Consider the following 17778-nt stretch of genomic DNA (forward strand, 5'->3'; position numbering starts at 1 on the left):
CCGACCGCTTCATACGCGCCATCGGGCTGGCTGGCGCGTACGCCGGCGCCGGCCTGGACGATGACCTTGTGGCCCTGCGCCACGTACTTCTTTACGGTCTCCGGCGTCGCGGCAACACGCGCCTCCCCCGCCCGTGACTCCGTCGGGATCCCTATCAGCATCATCATTCTCCGGATTGGCCCCGTCCGGCGTCCGGACGGGAACCCTTGGTGCCGGACGCCGCATGGCGGCGCCGGTCGGTGGCGAGAGGGCTCAGCGTGGCACTTCGCCTTCCAGCGTCACGCGGTTCAGTACCCGATCGGCATTGCCGTAGTCGTGCACGGCGTAGTGCATGGTGCAGCGGTTGTCCCACATCACCACATCGCCCTGCTGCCACATATGGCGATAGACGTTGTCGGGCGAGACCGAATGCTCGTAGAGGAAGTCGAGCAGCGGCCGGCTCTCCGCCGCGGTCATGCCCTCGATGCACTGCGCGGTGTCCGGGTGGCCCACGTACAGCGCCTTGCGGCCGGTTTCCGGGTGGGTGCGCACGATCGGATGCATGGCGGTGGGAATTTTGTCGGAACCGGTCATTTTCGCCAGCCGCGCGCCGGAGAAGCGGCAGCGCAGCCCTTCGATCATGCGCTGCATCGCCGGCGACAGCCGGTCGTAAGACAGGTACTGGTTGCACCACATGGTATCGCCGCCCACCGGGATGGTGACCGCCGACAGGATCGAGATCTTGGGGGGCACCTCGGTGTAGATCGAGTCCGAATGCCAGGCTTCGGTCGATGCGGTCTCCTTGGGAATCTTGGTTACCTGGGCCAGCTCCGGGAATTCGGTCAGGCCCTTGAGCAACGGGTTGCCCTGCACCGGCTTGCCCCAGCGCCGCGCGAAGGCGACCTGGGCCGAGGGCTGCAGGTGCTGGCCGCGGAATACCAGCACACCGTATTCCAGGAATGCACGGTGCAGGACGTCGAAGCTGGCGTCGTCGAGGGGCTGGTTCAGGTCGACGCCGGTCACGGCGGCACCGACGGAGCCGGTCAGTGCCTGGATCTGGATGGTCATCATGTCTCCTCGTCTTTTCTGTGGAATCAGTCTGCAAGCAGCACGATCTTGCCCACGTGCTGCTCTTGCTTCATGTATGCATGCGCGGCGGCGATATCGGTCATGGCAAAGGTGCGATCGACCGGCAGGCGCACGCGTCCGGCGCGCAGGAATGGCAGCATGTCGCGCGCGCACGCCTGGATGCACTCCAGCCGCTCCTGTTCGGTGCGCGTGCGGAAGGTCACGCCGATCAGCTGCAGGCGCTTGAGCCAGAGCTGCGTCAGGTCGATCTGCGCGGTTGCTGAGCCCAGCCGCGCGATGTTCACCAGCCGGCCCTTGACCGCCAGGCTTTGCATATTGGCTGCGAACACCGGGCCGCCGACCGTGTCGATGATGATGTCGACGCCCTTGTTGGCGGTGGCTTCCATGACCGCCTCGACCTGGTCGTCGCGCGACGCATCGATGCCCACGTCCACGCCAAACTGGCTGATCTTGTCGAGCTTGGCCGCCGAGCGCGACGACGCGATCACGGGGCGCGCGCCCATCAGCGAGGCGATCTGGATCGCCGCCATCGCCACGCCGCCCGAGGCGCCGTTGACCAGCACCGATTCGCCCGCCACCAGCCGGCCGTTGGTGACCAGGGCATCATGCGCGGTGATGAAGACATTGGGAAACGCCGCGGCATCGAGCCACGACAGCCCGTGCGGCACCGGCATCAGCGCCAGCGGGTCGGCCACGACGAACTCGGCCTGGCAGCCGCGGCCATGGCCCATCACCCGGTCGCCCTTGCGCCAGCCGCTGACGCCCGCGCCAACGTCGGCCACCTCGCCGGCAAACTCGACACCAGCGGTGATGGTATTTCCCGAGCGCAATTCTTTCGCCTGGTTGATCTCGCCCCGGTTCAGGCCGGCGGCGCGCACCCTGACCAGCACCTGCCCCGCCCCCGCCACGGGCACCGGGATATCCTGCACTTCGACCGTGCCGCCCTCCGGGCCCGGCACTACGCGGACTGCCTTCACTGTTGTCTCCTTTCCCGTCTCGCAATGTGTTGCATGCCATTGATCCTGTGCTGCTCTACGTGCTGCCCAGCGCCGTCGCGCGGATCAGCGACAGCAGTTCCAGCGCGCGCTCGGCGGCCGCTTCGCCGCCGGGGTGGTTGCCGCGCACGAACGGCACGCGGCTGTCTTCGATCGCGGCCAGCGCATGCAACGGCCTTTCCGCCGCCACCGCCAGCCGGCGGAATTCATTGACGGTCAGCAGGTAGCTGTGAAACACGTCCGCCTGCGGCGGCGTGGTCCCGAGCTTGTGCAGCAGCGCGTTGAGCCAGTGCGTGCCGGCCAGCATCGCGCCCTCGATCAGCATCTCGTAGTCAGCGCTGGTGCACTTCTGCAGCGAGGCCTCGATGCCGAGCGCCATCGCCATGTGGCGTTCAATGTCCATCCCTTGCTCCTTCCAGGCGCACCGCCAGCAGGGCCAGGCAGCGGCGCAGCGCCGCATCGCAGACTCCGGCGATGGCCGGGGTGGGTTCAAGCCCTTCACGCAGGCAGGGATCGCGGTAATGCTCGATCTCCTCCATCGCCGCCATCATTGCGGCGATGTCGGCCGGCACCGGTGCTTCGACTTTCGGCCGGCCGACATGGAGTACGTCGCCCAGCGGACCGAACGCCGGCCTGAGGCTGCCATCGGGCTGCGGCACCAGGTAGACGCCCGGCTGCGTGGGGAACCTGTCCTCATCCAGCGTGACGCCCGCGTGGTGCAGTGCCGCGTTCACGGCATGGGTGCCCGCGGTCATGCCGGCCCAGAACCAGAGGCCGAAATCCTGCTGCGGATCGAGCCGCGCACGCAGTGCCTGCAGCCTCCCGATCTTCTCCTGGTGTGACCGAACCTTCATGCCTGCCCTCTCCCGTGGGTTCGCTGTGCCGATTAGCCGGCGCCGACATTGCCGCCGTTGTCATGACGATAGACAGCAGCCGTGCCGGTGTCAACAAACTTCTATATAGGACTTACATGGGTGGAGTAGTGGTTTTCTCGTAGATCCCGCACTTCTTCTTGACCATACGCCGCAGCGTTCCCTACAGTTGGCCTCAACACCTATACAGGAGTTGATCAATGCCGCGAGCCATCGTACTGAACCCGGCCGACAATGTGGCCACCCTGCTGGACGCCGGCAACGCCGGCGAAGCCTGCCTGCTGGAAGGCGAGCGCGCCGGCAGGCTGGTGCTGCTGCAGGACGTGCCGTTCGGCCACAAGATCTGCATCGCCGACACGGAGGCGGGCGCCACCATCGTGAAGTACGGCCAGGTCATCGGCCGCGCCAGCCACGCGGCGCGCGCCGGCGAACACATGCATGTCCACAACATCGAGTCGGCGCGTGCCCGCGGCGACCTGCACAAGGGGTAAAGCAGATGGCAACAACCTTCCTCGGATACCCGCGCGAGAACGGCGCGGTCGGCGTGCGCAACTGGGTCGCTGTGGTTTCCGTGATGGACAACTGCAACCCGGTGACCCGGACCATCGCGCGCACGGTGGGCGGCTGCATCCCCGTGACGACGCTGTTCGTGCGCGGGCAGTTCGGCGCCGACCTGGACTTCGCCTTCGAGTCGATCGCCGGGCTGGGCCGCAATCCGAATATCGCGGCGGTGCTGCTGGTCGGCCTGGAAGAGTCGTCGACCGAAGAAGTCGCGCGCCGCATCCGCACCACCGGCAAGCCGGTCGAACGCGTGCACCTGCAGCCCGATGGCACGGTCGCATGCATTGCCGACGGCACGCGCAAGGCCGCGCGGCTGTCGCTGGCAGCGTCGCGGGCGCGGCGCGTGCCGTGCCCGGTGTCGTCGCTGGTGCTCGGCGTGGAGTGCGGCGGCTCGGACACCACCTCCGGGCTGAGCTGCAACCCCGTGATCGGCCGCATGGCGGACATGGTCATCGCCGAGGGCGGCACCGTCATCATCTCCGAGACCTCCGAATTCATCGGCGCCGAGCACCTGTTTGCCGAGCGCGCCGCCGATGGCCGCGTGCGCGAGGCCTTCGTCACCGCGGTGCGCAACATGGAAAACCTGGCGATCTCGCGCGGCGTGGACATGCGCGAGGACCAGCCCTCGCCCGACAACAAGCGCGGCGGCCTGACCACGGTCGAGGAAAAGGCGCTGGGCGCGATGGCCAAGGCCGGCACCAGCCCGCTGGTAGGCGTGCTGCGCTACGGCGAGGCGCCGCAGAAGAAGGGGCTGCATTTCATGGACGCACCGGCCGCGGCAGTGGAAAATCTCACTGCGCTGGCTGCCGGCGGATGCCAGCTGACCTTCTTCGGCACGGGGGTGGGCAATCCGATCGGCAGCATGGTGGCACCGACGGTCAAGGTGTGCGGCAACGTCAATACCCTGCACACCATGGCCGACAACATTGACTTCGACGTCAGCGGCGTCCTGCAGCACGGGGACAAGATCTCAGACCTCGGCGAGCAGCTGTACGGCTATGCGATCGATGTCGCGTCCGGCACGCGGCTGACCAGCGAGGTGCTCGATATCCGGGAGACCGCGATCAGTCGATTCGCCCTGAGCCTGTGAACAACCATGACCAAACTTAGCAGCGTCTCCGACGCCATCATCCGCTCCATCGAGTCCGGCGCCCTGCGCGAAGGCGACCGGCTGCCCTCCGAGGGCGAGCTGGCCACCTTCCACGGGGTCAGCGTGGGCACGGTGCAGAAGGCGCTGGCCCGGCTGACGCACTCGGGGCTGATCACGCGCGAGCAGGGCCGCGGCACCTTTGTCTCGGGCACCCGGGTGGCGCCGGCGGACGTGCGCTACCTGCGCTTTCGCGACGAGCAGGGCAACGAGCTGCCGTCCTATGTGCACGCCCGCTCGGTCAAGCGCATCAAGCGCCAGGGGCCGTGGTCGGAATTCCTTGGCGGCGATGGCTATGTGCGCATCGAACGCGTCATCAGCGTGGGCGGGCGCCTGGACCTGTACAGCGAGTTCTGGCTGCGCGAGGAAGACTTCGCCCAGCTGGGCGGCCTGGACCGCGAGGCGCTGGAGAAAAACCTGCGCGAGCTGATCGGCCAGCGCCTGTCGCTGCCGACGCTGCGCGTGGACCAGTGGATCCGCTTCGGGCCGGCTTCCGCCACGGCGGCGCGAGAGATCGGACTGGAGGCCGACGCGCCGGCCTTCATCATGGAACTGCGCGGCTACACGCTGCGCGACCAGCCGCTCTACTACCAGTCGATCTATGCCGCCCCGTTCTCGGAGCGCCTGATGATTGTCAGGGAGAAATCAGCATGACGACCCGTCCCATCCGACGTACTGCAGACCAGCTCACGCACTGGACCGCGGCCATCTTCGAAGCATGCGGCGTGGCGTCCGGCCATGCCCACCAGGCAGCCGCCGCGCTGGTGCGCAGCGAACTGCGTGGCTACAGGACCCATGGCCTGACGCGGGTGCCGTCCTACGTCGACCGCCTGCGCGCGGGCGACTTCAACCCGCGTCCGCAGATGTCGCACCGCGCCTTCCCCGGCGGGATCGTGCTCGATGCCGATGGCGCCATGGGCCAGGTGGCTGCACCGCACGCGGTGCAGCTCGGCCTGCAGGCGCTCGAGCACAGCGCCAGCGTGCTGGTCGCGGTGCAGTCGTGTGGCCACCTGGGCGCGCTGGGCCTGCCGGCGCTGCAGGCCGCCGAGGCCGGCGCCTTCTGCATGGTCGGGCAGCGCACCCCGCCGGTGCTGGGCATGGAAGGCTTTGCCCGCCCGGCGCTGGGCCACAACCCCATCGCTTTCGGCTGCCCGCTGCCGGACGCGGCGCCGATCGTGTTCGACGTGGCCTGCAGCGTCGCCGCGCGCGGCCATATCCTGCTGGCCGCGCGCGAAGGCAAAGCCATCCCGGCAGGCTGGGCGCTCGACGCCGACGGCCAGCCCACCACCGATGCCCGGCGCGCGCTGGAGGGCTCGCTGCTGCCCATGGGCGGACACAAGGGCATCGGCATCGCCATGATGGTGGAGTGCCTGGCCGGCGCCATGGCCGCCACCGCCGACTCGCTGTCGCCGGACCGCAATACTGTCTCCGGTGCCGGCGCAGTCGGCCGCCAGGGGGGCTTCGCCTGGCTGGTCAAACCCGAGGCCTTCGCCGGCCAGCAGCTTTTTGCCGACTACATGGCGCAATGGACCGGCAACTACCTTGCCGCCGGCGGCGCCGAGGCGCGCCTGCCCGGCTATCGCGGCGACGTGCTCGAGCGCGAAGGGCGCCAGCATGGCATCGCCTTGCCTGACGCCGTCGTGCGGGAGCTGGACACGCTCGGCCGGGCGCTGGGCATCCCCCTGCCCGGGTAGCCGGTTTCCTTCCCGTTTAGCCACAGATCCGGGTGCCACGCGCACACCGGCTGGCCCCGTTCAACCCTGCTAGCCTGAAAAACCGCCAATATGAATGCCCCCATGTCCCCCGATGCGGCCCGCCAGGCGCTGGCCGCTGTGTCGATCGATGACAAATACGCGCTGGAGTCCGGCCGTGCCTATATGAGCGGCGTACAGGCCCTGGTGCGCCTGCCGCTGCTGCAGCGCCGGCGCGATGCCGCAGCCGGCCACAGCACCGCCGGCTTCATCTCCGGCTATCGTGGCTCGCCGCTGGGCAGCTATGACCAGGCGCTGTGGCAGGCGCGCCGGCACCTGGCCGACAGCGACGTGGTGTTCAAGCCCGGCGTCAATGAAGAACTCGGTGTCACCGCGGTCTGGGGCTCGCAGCAGCTGGAGTTCGACGCCGCCAGCAAGAAGTTCGATGGCGTGTTCGGCATCTGGTATGGCAAAGGCCCCGGCGTGGACCGCAGCGGCGATGCGCTCAAGCATGCCAACCTGGCCGGCACCGCGCCGCTGGGCGGCGTGATCGCGCTGGCGGGCGACGACCACGTGTCCAAGAGCAGCACGCTGGCGCACCAGAGCGACCACACCTTCATGGCGTGCGGGCTGCCGGTGTTCTTCCCGGCGAACGTGCAGGACATCCTCGACCTGGGGGTGCATGCCTTTGCCATGAGCCGCTTCAGCGGGCTGTGGTCGGGCATGAAGACGGTGCAGGAAGTGGTGGAATCGGGCGCTTCTGTGGTCACCGACGCCGACCGCGTGCGCATCGTGCTGCCGGAGGATTTCACGCAACCGCACGGCGGCCTGCATATCCGCTGGCCCGATGACCCGCTCGCGGCCGAGGCGCGCATGATGGAGTTCAAGTGGCCGGCGGCGCTGGCCTATGTGCGTGCCAACCGCCTCAACCGCAATGTGATCGAGGGTCCCGATGATCGCCTGGGCATCATCGCCAGCGGCAAGGCCTACAGCGACACGCGCCAGGCACTGCTGGACCTGGGGCTGGACGATGCCACCTGCCGCGCCCTCGGCGTCCGCCTGCACAAGGTCAGCGTGGTGTGGCCGCTGGAGCCGGACAGCGTGCGCGATTTCGCGCGCGGCCTGCGCGAGGTGCTGGTGGTCGAGGAAAAGCGGCCCGTGATCGAGCAGCAACTCAAGGACGAGCTCTATCACTACCCGGCTGCGGCGCGCCCCGCCGTGTTCGGCAAGTATCACCACGCGGACGGCACCGCTGGCAATGGCGGCGAGTGGAGCCACCGCAAGCCCGCCGAAGACTGGCTGCTGCGCGCCAAGGCCGACCTGTCGCCGGCGCTGGTGGCCAAGGCCATCGCGCTGCGGCTGAAGGCACTTGGCGTGCCAGCCGACGTGGCCGCGCGCATGGACCGGCGCCTGCAGGAGATCGCCGCCGGCGAACAGGCCAGCGCGCAGGGCGACAGCCGCGCGACCGACCGCCTGCCCTGGTTCTGCCCCGGCTGCCCGCACAACACCAGCACGCTCGTGCCGGAGGGCTCGGTGGCGACCGCCGGCATCGGCTGCCACGGCATGGTGGTGTGGATGGACCGGTCCACCACCTCGTGGTCGCAGATGGGCGGAGAAGGCGTGCACTGGATGGGCCAGGCGCCCTTCAGCAAGCGCGCGCACATGTTCGCCAACCTGGGCGACGGCACCTACAACCACTCCGGCCTGCTGGCGGTGCGCCAGTCGATCCACGCCGGCGTGAACCTGACCTACAAGATCCTGTTCAACAGCGCGGTGGCCATGACCGGCGGCCAGCCGGTCGACGGCCAGCTCGACGTGCCGGCGATGACGCGCGAACTGGCCGCCGAGGGCGCGCGCCAGATCGTGGTGGTGACGGATGAGCCGGGCAAGTACAAGGGTGCCGGCAACCTCGCCGCCGGCGTCACCGTGCGCCACCGCGACGAGCTGGACACCGTGCAGCGCGAACTGCGCGAGGTCGCCGGCGTGACCGTGATCATCTACGACCAGGCCTGCGCCACCAAGAAGCGCCGCGAGCGCAAGCGCGGCACCATGGCCGACCCGGCGCGGCGCGTGGTCATCAACGAGCTGGTTTGCGAAGGCTGCGGCGACTGCTCGGTGCAGAGCAATTGCCTGGCGGTCCAGCCGGTGGAAACCGATTTCGGGCGCAAGCGCAAGGTCAACCAAGACACCTGCAACAAGGACTTCTCCTGCACCAAGGGCTTCTGCCCGAGCTTTGTCACGGTCGAAGGCGGCCGGCTGAAAAAGCCTGCTGGCGCGGCCGGCGGCAAGGCCACGCCGCCGGCGATCCCGATGCCCGCGCTGCCGGATGCCAGCAAGCCGCGGCGCATCGTGGTGGCGGGCATCGGCGGCACCGGCATCGTCACCATCGGCGGCGTGCTCGGCATGGCCGCCCACCTGGAGGGCAAGGGCGTGATCACGCAGGATGCGACCGGCATGGCGCAGATGGGTGGCGCCACCTGGAGCCATATCCAGATCGCCGCCAGCCCTGACGCGCTGCACGCCAGCCGCGTCGACCTCGGCATGGCCGACCTGGTGATCGCCTGCGACACCGTGGTCGCTGCCAGCAAGGCTTCGCTGGCAGCGATGTCGCCCGCACGGACCTATGTGGTGCTGAACAGCCATCTCACCCCGACCGCGGCCTTCATGCGCAACCCCGACTGGGATCCGCAGGCCGGCGAGGCGGTGGCGCGCATCGCGCGCGCCGTCGGCACAGGCCAGTTGGCGAGCTTTGACGCCGAGCAGGTCGCGAAGCAGTTGCTGGGCCAGTCGATCTTCGCCAACTTGCTGCTGCTCGGCCATGCCTGGCAGCAAGGCAAGGTGCCGCTGTCGCACGCGGCGCTGATGCGGGCCATCGAGCTCAATGGCGTGCAGGTGGACAGCAACAAGGCGGCGTTCGAATGGGGGCGCGTGTGCGCGCACGATATTTCGCAACTGCCGTCGCAACTGCAGTCGAAGCTGCCGTCGCAGCCGGCCGGCTCGCAGGTGATCCAGTTCGTGCGCAAGGTGCCGCTGGAGGAACTGGTGCGCAAGCATGCCGAGTTCCTGGCCGGCTACCAGAACGGGGCTTACGCGGCGCAATACGAGTCGTTCGTCAGCCGCGTACGCGCAGCGGAATCGCTGGTCGGCGGCACCCGCCTCAGCGAAGCCGTGGCCCGCTCACTGTTCAAACTAATGGCCTATAAAGACGAATATGAGGTGGCGCGCCTGCACACCGGCGCCGCCTTCCGCGAGCAGATCGCGTCGATGTTCGAAGGCAAGGTACGCCTGGTGCACCACCTCGCGCCGCCGCTGCTGGCGCGCAGGAACAAGGACGGCGAACCGGTCAAGGGGGCTTACGGCCCATGGATGCGCCATGCCTTCGGCGTGCTGGCCCGCCTCAGGGGCCTGCGCGGCACGCCGCTCGATCCCTTCGGCTACACGCAGGAACGCAAGCAGGAACGCGCGCTGATCGGCGAGTACCGCCGCAGCATCGAAGCCTTGCTGCCGGCACTTTCCGCGCACAACCTCGAACTGGCACTGGAAATCGCGCGGCTGCCGCAGGAGATCCGCGGCTACGGCCACGTCAAGGCGCGCAACCTGGCCGCCACCCGCACCCGCTGGGAGCGGTTGATGGCGCAGTGGCACGCGGGCGACGCGCAGGCTCCGGCCAGGACCAGCGCGGCGGCATAGGCAAGCTCACACACGGCATCGACCACAGACTGAAGACAGCGAACGGGTCCCGGCCGCTGCGGCCGTGGATCCGCCACAGAGACAGCGAGGAGACAACGATGATGAAGACCGTACTGAACCGCTTTGGCCGTGCCCTGGGTGCGATCGCGCTTGCTACCTCATTCGCCGCCTGCGCCACCGGTGCGCTGGCACAGGGCGGATATCCCAACCGCCCGATCCGCATCATCGTGCCCTGGCCCGCGGGCGGCGGTGTCGACGCCGTCACGCGCACGGTGGCCGAGAAGATGAGCGCCAGCCTGGGCCAGCAGGTGATCGTCGACAACCGCCCCGGCGCCACCGGCAATATCGGCGCCGGCATGGGCGCGAAGGCGGCACCCGACGGCTACACGCTGCTGGTCGCCAGCGCGCCGATGGCAATCAATGCCAGCCTGCACAAGAACCTGCCGTTCGACCTGGACAAGGACTTCGCGCCGCTGGGACTGATGGCGAGCTCACCCTACATGCTGGTGGTCAACCCGTCGGTGGCCGGCTCCGTCAAGGAACTGGTGGCGCGCGCCAGGGCGGAGCCCGGCAAGCTCAGCTATGCCTCGGTCGGACCGGGCACGCAGCAGAACGTGGTCAGCGAGGTGTTCAAGGAAACCGCCCAGGTCAACGTCGTGCACGCCCCCTACAAGGGTGGCCCGCAGGCGCTGACCGACATGGTAGGCGGGCATATCCACATGATGTTCCACGGCGTGCCGGCAGTGATGCCATTCGTCAAGGGCGGCCAGCTCAAGGCCATTGCCGTGGCGAGCAAGCAGCGCCTGCCGCTGTTCCCCGACGTGCCGACCATGGCGGAGGCCGGCTTTCCCGGCATCGAGGCCAGCGAATGGTATGGCCTGGTGGCGCCTGCCGGCACGCCCAAGGACATCATTGCGCTGCTCGGCAAGGAAATCGACAAGGCGCTGAACGCTCCCGGCGTGCGCCAGCAGCTGGCCAGCAAGGGCTATGACCCGGCCGCGCCGGGCTCGCCGGATCAGTTCGCGTCCTTCATGGCCGCAGAGCAGAGGAAGTGGGCGCTGGCGATCAAGCAGACCGGGTTCCGCCTGGAGTAAGCGGCCACCGTCGATCTCACGTTGCAGCAAGGCAGCGGCGACCGGACTGGGCGGGGTCAGGCCGGTTGCCGCGTCGGCGCTGCCCCGCCATCGTCCGGCAAGGACATCCACGGCTGCGCCGAGTCGCCACGACCGCGACACGCCGCGAGCCGCACCCCTCGCATTCCCCCATCATGCCTGCCTCCGCAATCGGTGCTACGCGTCCGGCGCCGTACCGATTGGGGCTTTCCCGAAGGTTTCCCTGTCGCTATTTCGCTGTGCGGAATTGTCAGCCGGTTTCCTTGACGATGCCGCGAAGCCTATGCAAAAGTCGGTGAAAACGAACGACCGTGCGGGAATACTCCCGACACCTCGTCCCCGGGCTTGCGCTGCTGCCGATGGCACAGCGGCCCGGCAAGCCGGGCGGCCACGTTGCCGCATCGCACAGGAGACAGCCCATGCAGTATCCGCACCCCGCGTCCGCCCATCCGCCCCGTGACCGCCACGGCGCGACCCCGGCCACGCTGACAGGCCCGCGCCAGCCAGGCGCCGGTGCCCGCGATCCCGCGCGCACGCCGCGCACCTGATCCCACACGCCCCGAATTCTTGCGTGGCAGCGCCCGGCGCTGCCGCGAGGGATCACGCGCGGCGTCTTGCCAGCGCGTGCCTGGATTTCCGAATCGCGAACCGCATGAGGTAACCCCGTGGCATTGTTCCTGCAACAGATACTCAACGGCCTGACGCTTGGCGGCGTCTACAGCCTGGTGGCGCTTGGCCTGACCCTCGTCTACGGCATCCTGCACGTGCCCAATTTCGCGCACGGCGCGTTCTACATGGCCGGTGCCTATGTGTCGTACTACCTGATGACGGCGCTGGGCGTGAACTACTGGCTGGCAATGGTCGGCGCCGCGCTGGTGGTGGCAGTGCTGTCGATGCTGGCCGACCGGCTGGTGTTCCATCCGCTGCGCAACTCGCCCGAGCTGCACGACATGATCGCGGCCATCGGCATCCTGCTGTTCCTGGAGGCCGGCGCGCAGGCGCTGTGGGGCGCTGACTTCCACCGCATGCCGACGCCGTACGGGCAGATCGTCGACGTCTTCGGCCTGACCGCGCCGCTGCAGCGCCTGCTGATCATCGGCGCCGCGTTTGCGCTGATGGTGCTGCTGCACCTGTTCCTCACGCGCACCATGACCGGCGCCACCATCATGGCGATGGCGCAGAACCGCGACGGCGCCGCGCTGGTCGGCATCGATGCGACGCGCGTCACGCTGCTGGTCTTTGCCATCTCGGGCGCACTGGCCGCGATCGCCGCCACGCTGTACGCGCCGATCAACCTGGTCTACCCGAGCATGGGCAACCTGGTGATCACCAAGGCCTTCGTCATCATCATCCTGGGCGGCATGGGCAGCATCCCCGGCGCCATCGTCGGCGGGCTGATCATCGGCATGGCCGAGAGCTTCGGCGGCTTCTACGTTTCCACCGACTACAAGGACATCATCGCCTTCGTGCTGCTGGTGGTGATCCTCTCGATCCGGCCGCAGGGCCTGTTTGCCGGCAAGGCAGCCTGAGGAGTACGACATGAAAGCACTGCAAGGAAAAACCGGCTGGATGCTGCTGCTGGCCCTGGCCATCGGGTTCCCGCTGGTCACGCCCAACAGCTACTACCTGACCGTGATGACGCTGGCCTTCATCTACGCCATCGCCACGCTCGGACTCAACCTGATCACCGGCTACACCGGCCAGCTCAACCTCGCGCACGGCGGCTTCATGGCCATCGGCGCCTACACGCTGGGCATCCTGACCGTGGACCACCAGGTGCCATTCTGGCTCGCCTTCGTGCTGGCCGGCGTGGTCTGCATGGTGCTGGGCTACGTGGTCGGCGTGGTGTCGCTGCGGCTGAAGGGACATTACTTCTCGATCTTCACCATGTGCATCGGCTACATCATCTACCTGGTGATCGAGAAGTGGGAAAGCCTGACGCACGGCACCGTGGGGCTGATCGGCATCCCGGTGCCGGCGGCGATCGGACCCCTCGCGTTCGACAGCGTGCAGGCGCAGTACTACCTGGTGCTGTTTTTCCTGGCTGTGGGTACGTTCCTGATGCACCGCATCGTCACCTCGCTGCTGGGCCGCAGCTTCATGGCCGTGCGCAACAGCGATGCGCTGGCGGAAGCGCTGGGCATCAACCTGATGCGCACCAAGGTGCTGTCGTTCGTGCTGTCGGTGGGTTACGCCGGCTTTGCCGGCGCGCTGTACGCCGGCCAGGTGCGCTTCCTGGGACCGGACATCGCCCGCACCGACCTGACCTTCGACATGGTGATGTCGATGCTGGTAGGCGGCATCGGCACCATCTTCGGGCCGCTGCTCGGCGCGGTGCTGGTGCCGTGGATCACGCAATCGCTGCAGTTCATGCAGGACTACCGCATGCTGGTGTTCGGCCCGGTGCTGATCCTGCTGATCATCTTCGTGCCGGACGGCATCGTGGGTTCCTGGCTGAAGAAGCAGGCGCGCAAGGCCGCCGCCGCGCGCCGCCCTGTACCCGCTCGCCCTGTGCAACCCGCTGCCGGCAATAACGCTGTCCCGACCACCCGCGCCGGAGCCGACCATGCTTGAGATCCGCAACCTGACCAAGAAATTCGGCGGCCTGACCGCGGTGCACGATGTGTCGGTGACCTTCGAGCAGGGCCACATCAACGCCATCATCGGTCCCAACGGCGCCGGCAAGACCACCTTCTTCAACCTGGTCGCGGGCACGCACGCGCCCTCTTCCGGGCAGATCCTGTTCAAGGGCCAGGACGTGGCCGGCCTGCGCGCCGACCAGATCGCGCGCCTCGGCGTGGCGCGCACCTTCCAGGCGACCGCACTGTTCGACCGCGCCACGGTGCTGGACAACCTGATCGTGGGCCACCGGCTGCGCACGCGCTCCGGGCTGGGCGACGTACTGTTCAACACGCGCCGGCTGCGCGAGGAAGAGCGTTTGTGCCGCGACAAGGCCGAAGCCGCGCTCGACTTCGTCGGCCTGTCGCACCTGGCGCATGAAGTCGCCGCCGATATCACGCAGGAAGCGCGCAAGCGCGTGGCCTTCGCGCTGGCGCTGGCGACGGATCCGGAACTGCTGCTGCTGGACGAGCCGGCGGGCGGCGTGAATCCGGAAGAAACCGTCGGCCTGGCCGAGCTGATCCGCAAGATGGTGCGCCATGGCAAGACCGTCTGCCTGATCGAACACAAGATGGACATGATCATGCGGCTGGCCGACAAGATCATGGTGCTGAACTACGGCGAAAAGATCGCCGAAGGCACGCCCGCGCAGATCCAGCAGGATCCGCATGTCATCGAGGCCTACCTGGGAGCCGACCATGTTGCAGCTTGAACGCGTCTCGCTGTCGTACGGCAGCTTCCGTGCCCTCGACAACATCACGCTGCACGCCGGCGCCGGCGAGCTGGTGGTGCTGCTGGGCGCCAACGGTGCCGGCAAGAGTTCGATCTTCCTGGCGATGAGCGCGATCCACCGCATCAGCGGCGGCAGCATGCGCTTCGACGGGCGCGAGCTGTCTGGCATGAAACCGTCGCAGATCGTGCAAGCCGGGCTGGTGCATTGCCCGGAAGGCCGCAAGCTCTTTCCGGCGATGAGCGTGGAAAAGAACCTGGTGCTGGGCGCGTATGTGCATCGGCGCGACGGGGCGGGCATTCGCAAGACGCTGGAGGAGGTCTACGAACTCTTCCCGATCCTGCGGCAGAAAAAGGACGACCCCGCAGGCTCGCTATCCGGCGGGCAGCAGCAGATGGTGGCGCTGGGGCGCGCACTGATGAGCCGGCCGCGCGCGCTGCTGCTGGACGAGCCGTCGCTGGGGCTGGCGCCGCTGGTGGTCAAGCAGATGTTCGAGATCATCCAGCGCATCAACCGCGCGGGGACCACGGTGTTGCTGGCCGAGCAGAACGCCTACGCGGCGCTGGGAATCGCCCATCGCGCGTATGTGATCGAGAGCGGAAAGATCGTGATGGAGGGGGACAGGGATACGTTGCTGAGGGATGAGGGGATTCGGAGGGCGTATATCGGCGGTTAAGGCTCGCAAGCCTCCGCCAAGTCCGACTGTGTGCTCCCTCTCCCGCTTGCGGGAGAGGGTTGGGGTGAAGGCTGCCGTGGCAACGAAGTTGACGCGTTGGCATAGCAACGTCCTGCCCTCACCCCCTGCCCCTCTCCCGCAAGCGGGAGAGGGGAGAAAACAAGCGGTCAATCACCGGCCGCAGACCAGACAAGCGCAGTACATCCAGGAGACATAGCAATGCAAAGCAACATCATGCGCCGTATCTTCCCGCTGGCCGCCACCGCCGTGGCGGCGATGCTGGCTTCGGGCGCCGCGCTGGCGCAGGAAGTCGTCAAGATCGGCTATACCGGCCCGCTGTCCGGCGGCGCCGCGCTGTATGGCAAGAACGTGCTGTCGGGCGTGCAGATGGCGGTGGATGAAATCAACGCCGCCGGGCTGGAAGTCAAGGGCAAGAAGGTCAAGCTGGAAGTGGTCGCGCTGGACGACAAGTACTCGCCCGCCGAAGCCGCCATCAACGGCCGCCGGCTGGTGCAGCAGCACAAGACTGCGGCGATCTTCGTGCCGCATTCGGGCGGCATCTTCGCGCTGCAGGCCTTCAACGAGCAGGAGAAATTCCTGGTGATGGCCTATTCCAGCGTGCCGCGCATCACCGATGCCGGCAACAAGCTGACTATCCGCATCCCGCCGGCCTATACCGGCTATATCGAGCCGTTCATCAAGGCGCAGATGAAGCGCTATGGCAAGAACGTGGCGCTGACGCCGGCCGACCACGACTATGCCAAGGCCTGGGTGCAGGCCTTCGTGCCGGCCTGGGAATCGGCCGGCGGCAAGGTGGTGGCCAACAACCCGATGTCGTACACCAAGGCCACCGACTTCTACAGCGGCGTGTCGCGCGCCATCAGCGAGAAGCCGGACGTGATGTTCGTCGGCGGCCCGTCCGAGCCGACCGCGCTGGTGGTCAAGCAGGCGCGCGAACTGGGCTTCAAGGGCGGCTTTATCGTGATGGACCAGGCCAAGATGGACGAGATGGCCAAGGTCACCAACGGGCTGTCGATGCTGGAGGGCTCGATCGGCGTGCTGCCGCTGGTCAACGACAACCGCCCGGCGGCGCAGGCGTTCAATGCCAAGTACAAAAAGCTGCATGACGGTCGCGATGCGACCACCGAGATGTCGCTGAACTACACCATGGTCTACGCGCTGGCCGGCGCCATGAAGCTGGCGGGCACCACCGGCGATGCCGCGGCGATCCGCGCCAAGATGCCCGACGCGGTGAAGGGGCTGGCCAGGGAAGTCAATCCCAACGAAGTCGACGGCATCGACGCCAAGGGCGGCTCGATGGCCGATACCGTGGTGGGCTGGGTGCAGAACGGCAAGATCTCGCAGGTGCGCCTGTCCGAGCTGGCCAAGTAAGGTATCCAGACAGGCTGGCCAAAGAAGCTGGCCTGAAAAGCCCGGCGGGCCACGCGGCCTTGCCGGGCTTTTTCTTTTGGCGGGCAACCGATAGGATCCGGCTTACGCGTCTCAGTTGGAGAAAAGCCGATGGCCAGCCAGACACCAGGGAAGACGGCGAAAGTCGCACGCAAGGCCGCTGCCATGGACAGCGCCGGAAAGCCCCGCTTGCTTTCCGGTGGCAATCCCCAGATCGCCAAGGCGGACGGCGATGCCCCGGTGCAGGCCTACATCGCCGCCATGCCGGGCTGGAAAAGCGATGTCGGCCGCCGCCTCGACGCGCTGATCGTGCGCCATGTCCCCGAGGTGCGCAAGGCAGTGCGCTGGAACTCGCCCTTCTATGGCGTCGAGGGCCAGGGCTGGTTCCTCAGCTTCCATTGCTTCACCAAATACATCAAGGTGGCGTTCTTCCGCGGCGCAGCGCTGAAGCCCATGCCGCCCGGCGAGTCCAAGGATGCGGACACCCGCTATCTCGATATTTACGAGCAGGACGACATCGACGAGGAACAGCTGGGGAGCTGGATCCGGCAGGCGTCGGCAATGCCTGGCTGGAGCCCATGACGCCCTTCGGCGCGCGGCTACGAGCGAACGCCGAACAGGCCGTGCCAGAATGAATCGAAGGCGCCGGGATGGCGCCTGTGGCGCTCGGGGGTGTCGTGGCCTGACGCCGCTGCTGCCGCCGCTGCTGCCGGCTGGGGCGCTTGCGCGGCAGCCGCACTGGCCTGACGCGAGGCCTGCAATGCCGAAACGCTGTCGGCAATGCGAGCCGCCAGCTCCGCCTCGCAATCCCGGCCGAGCAGCACGCCAAACAGGACATCGCGGTTGTGGCCGTCATCGGCAAAGCGCATGGCGATGGTGACCATCTTCTCGTACTGTTCCTGCGCCGCGCGCTGAGCCTCGCGCTGGGCGGCGCGTTCCTGCTCTTCCTGTGCCTCCTGCTCCGCTTGCCAGCGCTGCATCTCGCGCTCGAATACTTCGTCGTAGATCTGGCGCTGTTCAGCGTCAGACAGGATCGCGTAGGCGTCGCGGATTTCCTGGAAGGCCGCATGCGCCTCGGCCTCGCGGCCGAGGTTACGGTCCGGGTGCCATTTCATGGCGGCGCGCCGGTACGCCAGCTTGATCTCGTCAAGGGTGGCGTCGGCTTGCACGCCTAAAGTTGCGTAGAGGGTCGTCATGGGGCGATGGC

At 67.6% G+C, this 17778-nt stretch carries 18 protein-coding genes and 1 pseudogene; 13 read left to right on the forward strand and 6 right to left on the reverse strand.

Annotated elements, in window-relative coordinates; genetic code table 11:
- The 5 genes and pseudogenes from J8I82_RS06725 to J8I82_RS06745 form a co-directional block, all read right to left on the reverse strand.
- Window positions 1-161: pseudogene (locus J8I82_RS06725) on the reverse strand (NAD(P)(+) transhydrogenase (Re/Si-specific) subunit alpha); the annotation flags it as partial.
- A 91-nt stretch (window positions 162-252) separates the two neighbouring features.
- Window positions 253-1047 (reverse strand): TauD/TfdA dioxygenase family protein, encoded by a 795-nt coding sequence (locus J8I82_RS06730; protein ID WP_209756172.1) that lies wholly within the window; start codon window positions 1045-1047, stop codon window positions 253-255.
- 26 nt (window positions 1048-1073) lie between these two features.
- A complete protein-coding gene (locus J8I82_RS06735) occupies window positions 1074-2045 on the reverse strand; it encodes a zinc-binding dehydrogenase (protein ID WP_209755617.1) in 972 nt (323 codons plus the stop codon).
- A 55-nt stretch (window positions 2046-2100) separates the two neighbouring features.
- The gene (locus J8I82_RS06740; RefSeq protein ID WP_209755621.1) at window positions 2101-2466 is read right to left on the reverse strand and encodes a hypothetical protein; all 366 of its coding nucleotides are present in this window, start codon (window positions 2464-2466) and stop codon (window positions 2101-2103) included.
- Window positions 2456-2917 carry a hypothetical protein gene (locus tag J8I82_RS06745; protein ID WP_209755623.1) on the reverse strand — a complete coding sequence of 154 codons (462 nt, stop codon included), beginning with the start codon at window positions 2915-2917 and terminating at the stop codon, window positions 2456-2458. The genes J8I82_RS06740 and J8I82_RS06745 overlap by 11 nt, the downstream gene beginning before the upstream one ends.
- Window positions 2918-3135: 218 nt before the next feature.
- Here J8I82_RS06745 and J8I82_RS06750 point away from each other — a divergent pair, with 218 nt between their 5' ends.
- The 13 genes from J8I82_RS06750 (at window position 3136) to J8I82_RS06805 (ending at window position 17153) form a co-directional block, all read left to right on the forward strand.
- Window positions 3136-3426 carry a UxaA family hydrolase gene (locus J8I82_RS06750; protein WP_209755625.1) on the forward strand — a complete coding sequence of 97 codons (291 nt, stop codon included), beginning with the start codon at window positions 3136-3138 and terminating at the stop codon, window positions 3424-3426.
- A gap of 5 nt (window positions 3427-3431) precedes the next feature.
- Complete coding sequence (locus tag J8I82_RS06755; protein ID WP_209755628.1) at window positions 3432-4586, forward strand: UxaA family hydrolase; 1155 nt, start codon at window positions 3432-3434, stop codon at window positions 4584-4586.
- 6 nt (window positions 4587-4592) lie between these two features.
- Window positions 4593-5297 carry a GntR family transcriptional regulator gene (locus tag J8I82_RS06760; protein ID WP_209755631.1) on the forward strand — a complete coding sequence of 235 codons (705 nt, stop codon included), beginning with the start codon at window positions 4593-4595 and terminating at the stop codon, window positions 5295-5297.
- On the forward strand, window positions 5294-6337 hold the full coding sequence (locus J8I82_RS06765; RefSeq protein WP_209755633.1) for an Ldh family oxidoreductase: 1044 nt from the start codon (window positions 5294-5296) through the stop codon (window positions 6335-6337). The genes J8I82_RS06760 and J8I82_RS06765 overlap by 4 nt, the downstream gene beginning before the upstream one ends.
- 90 nt (window positions 6338-6427) lie before the next feature.
- On the forward strand, window positions 6428-10024 hold the full coding sequence (locus J8I82_RS06770; RefSeq protein ID WP_209755636.1) for an indolepyruvate ferredoxin oxidoreductase family protein: 3597 nt from the start codon (window positions 6428-6430) through the stop codon (window positions 10022-10024).
- Window positions 10025-10125: 101 nt separating this feature from the next.
- Window positions 10126-11118, forward strand: coding sequence for a tripartite tricarboxylate transporter substrate binding protein (locus J8I82_RS06775; RefSeq protein ID WP_209756174.1), 993 nt, complete (start codon window positions 10126-10128; stop codon window positions 11116-11118).
- 437 nt (window positions 11119-11555) lie between these two features.
- Entirely contained in the window at window positions 11556-11684 is a 129-nt protein-coding gene (locus J8I82_RS39045; RefSeq protein ID WP_280906133.1) for a hypothetical protein, read from the forward strand.
- 117 nt (window positions 11685-11801) lie between these two features.
- On the forward strand, window positions 11802-12665 hold the full coding sequence (locus tag J8I82_RS06780) for a branched-chain amino acid ABC transporter permease (protein WP_209755638.1): 864 nt from the start codon (window positions 11802-11804) through the stop codon (window positions 12663-12665).
- Between the two features lie 10 nt (window positions 12666-12675).
- Entirely contained in the window at window positions 12676-13710 is a 1035-nt protein-coding gene (locus tag J8I82_RS06785) for a branched-chain amino acid ABC transporter permease (RefSeq protein ID WP_209755640.1), read from the forward strand.
- Window positions 13703-14467, forward strand: a complete 765-nt coding sequence (locus J8I82_RS06790) for an ABC transporter ATP-binding protein (protein ID WP_012356559.1) — start codon at window positions 13703-13705, stop codon at window positions 14465-14467. The genes J8I82_RS06785 and J8I82_RS06790 overlap by 8 nt, the downstream gene beginning before the upstream one ends.
- On the forward strand, window positions 14454-15161 hold the full coding sequence (locus tag J8I82_RS06795) for an ABC transporter ATP-binding protein (protein WP_209755642.1): 708 nt from the start codon (window positions 14454-14456) through the stop codon (window positions 15159-15161). The genes J8I82_RS06790 and J8I82_RS06795 overlap by 14 nt, the downstream gene beginning before the upstream one ends.
- Window positions 15162-15380: 219 nt before the next feature.
- On the forward strand, window positions 15381-16553 hold the full coding sequence (locus J8I82_RS06800; RefSeq protein ID WP_209755644.1) for an ABC transporter substrate-binding protein: 1173 nt from the start codon (window positions 15381-15383) through the stop codon (window positions 16551-16553).
- Between the two features lie 129 nt (window positions 16554-16682).
- Window positions 16683-17153, forward strand: coding sequence for a DUF1801 domain-containing protein (locus J8I82_RS06805; protein ID WP_209755646.1), 471 nt, complete (start codon window positions 16683-16685; stop codon window positions 17151-17153).
- Window positions 17154-17170: 17 nt separating this feature from the next.
- Here J8I82_RS06805 and J8I82_RS06810 read toward each other — a convergent pair whose 3' ends face one another.
- Window positions 17171-17767 (reverse strand): J domain-containing protein, encoded by a 597-nt coding sequence (locus tag J8I82_RS06810; protein ID WP_209755647.1) that lies wholly within the window; start codon window positions 17765-17767, stop codon window positions 17171-17173.
- Window positions 17768-17778 lie beyond the last annotated feature (11 nt).

The organism is Cupriavidus consociatus (assembly GCF_017814975.1).
Taxonomy (GTDB): domain Bacteria; phylum Pseudomonadota; class Gammaproteobacteria; order Burkholderiales; family Burkholderiaceae; genus Cupriavidus; species Cupriavidus consociatus.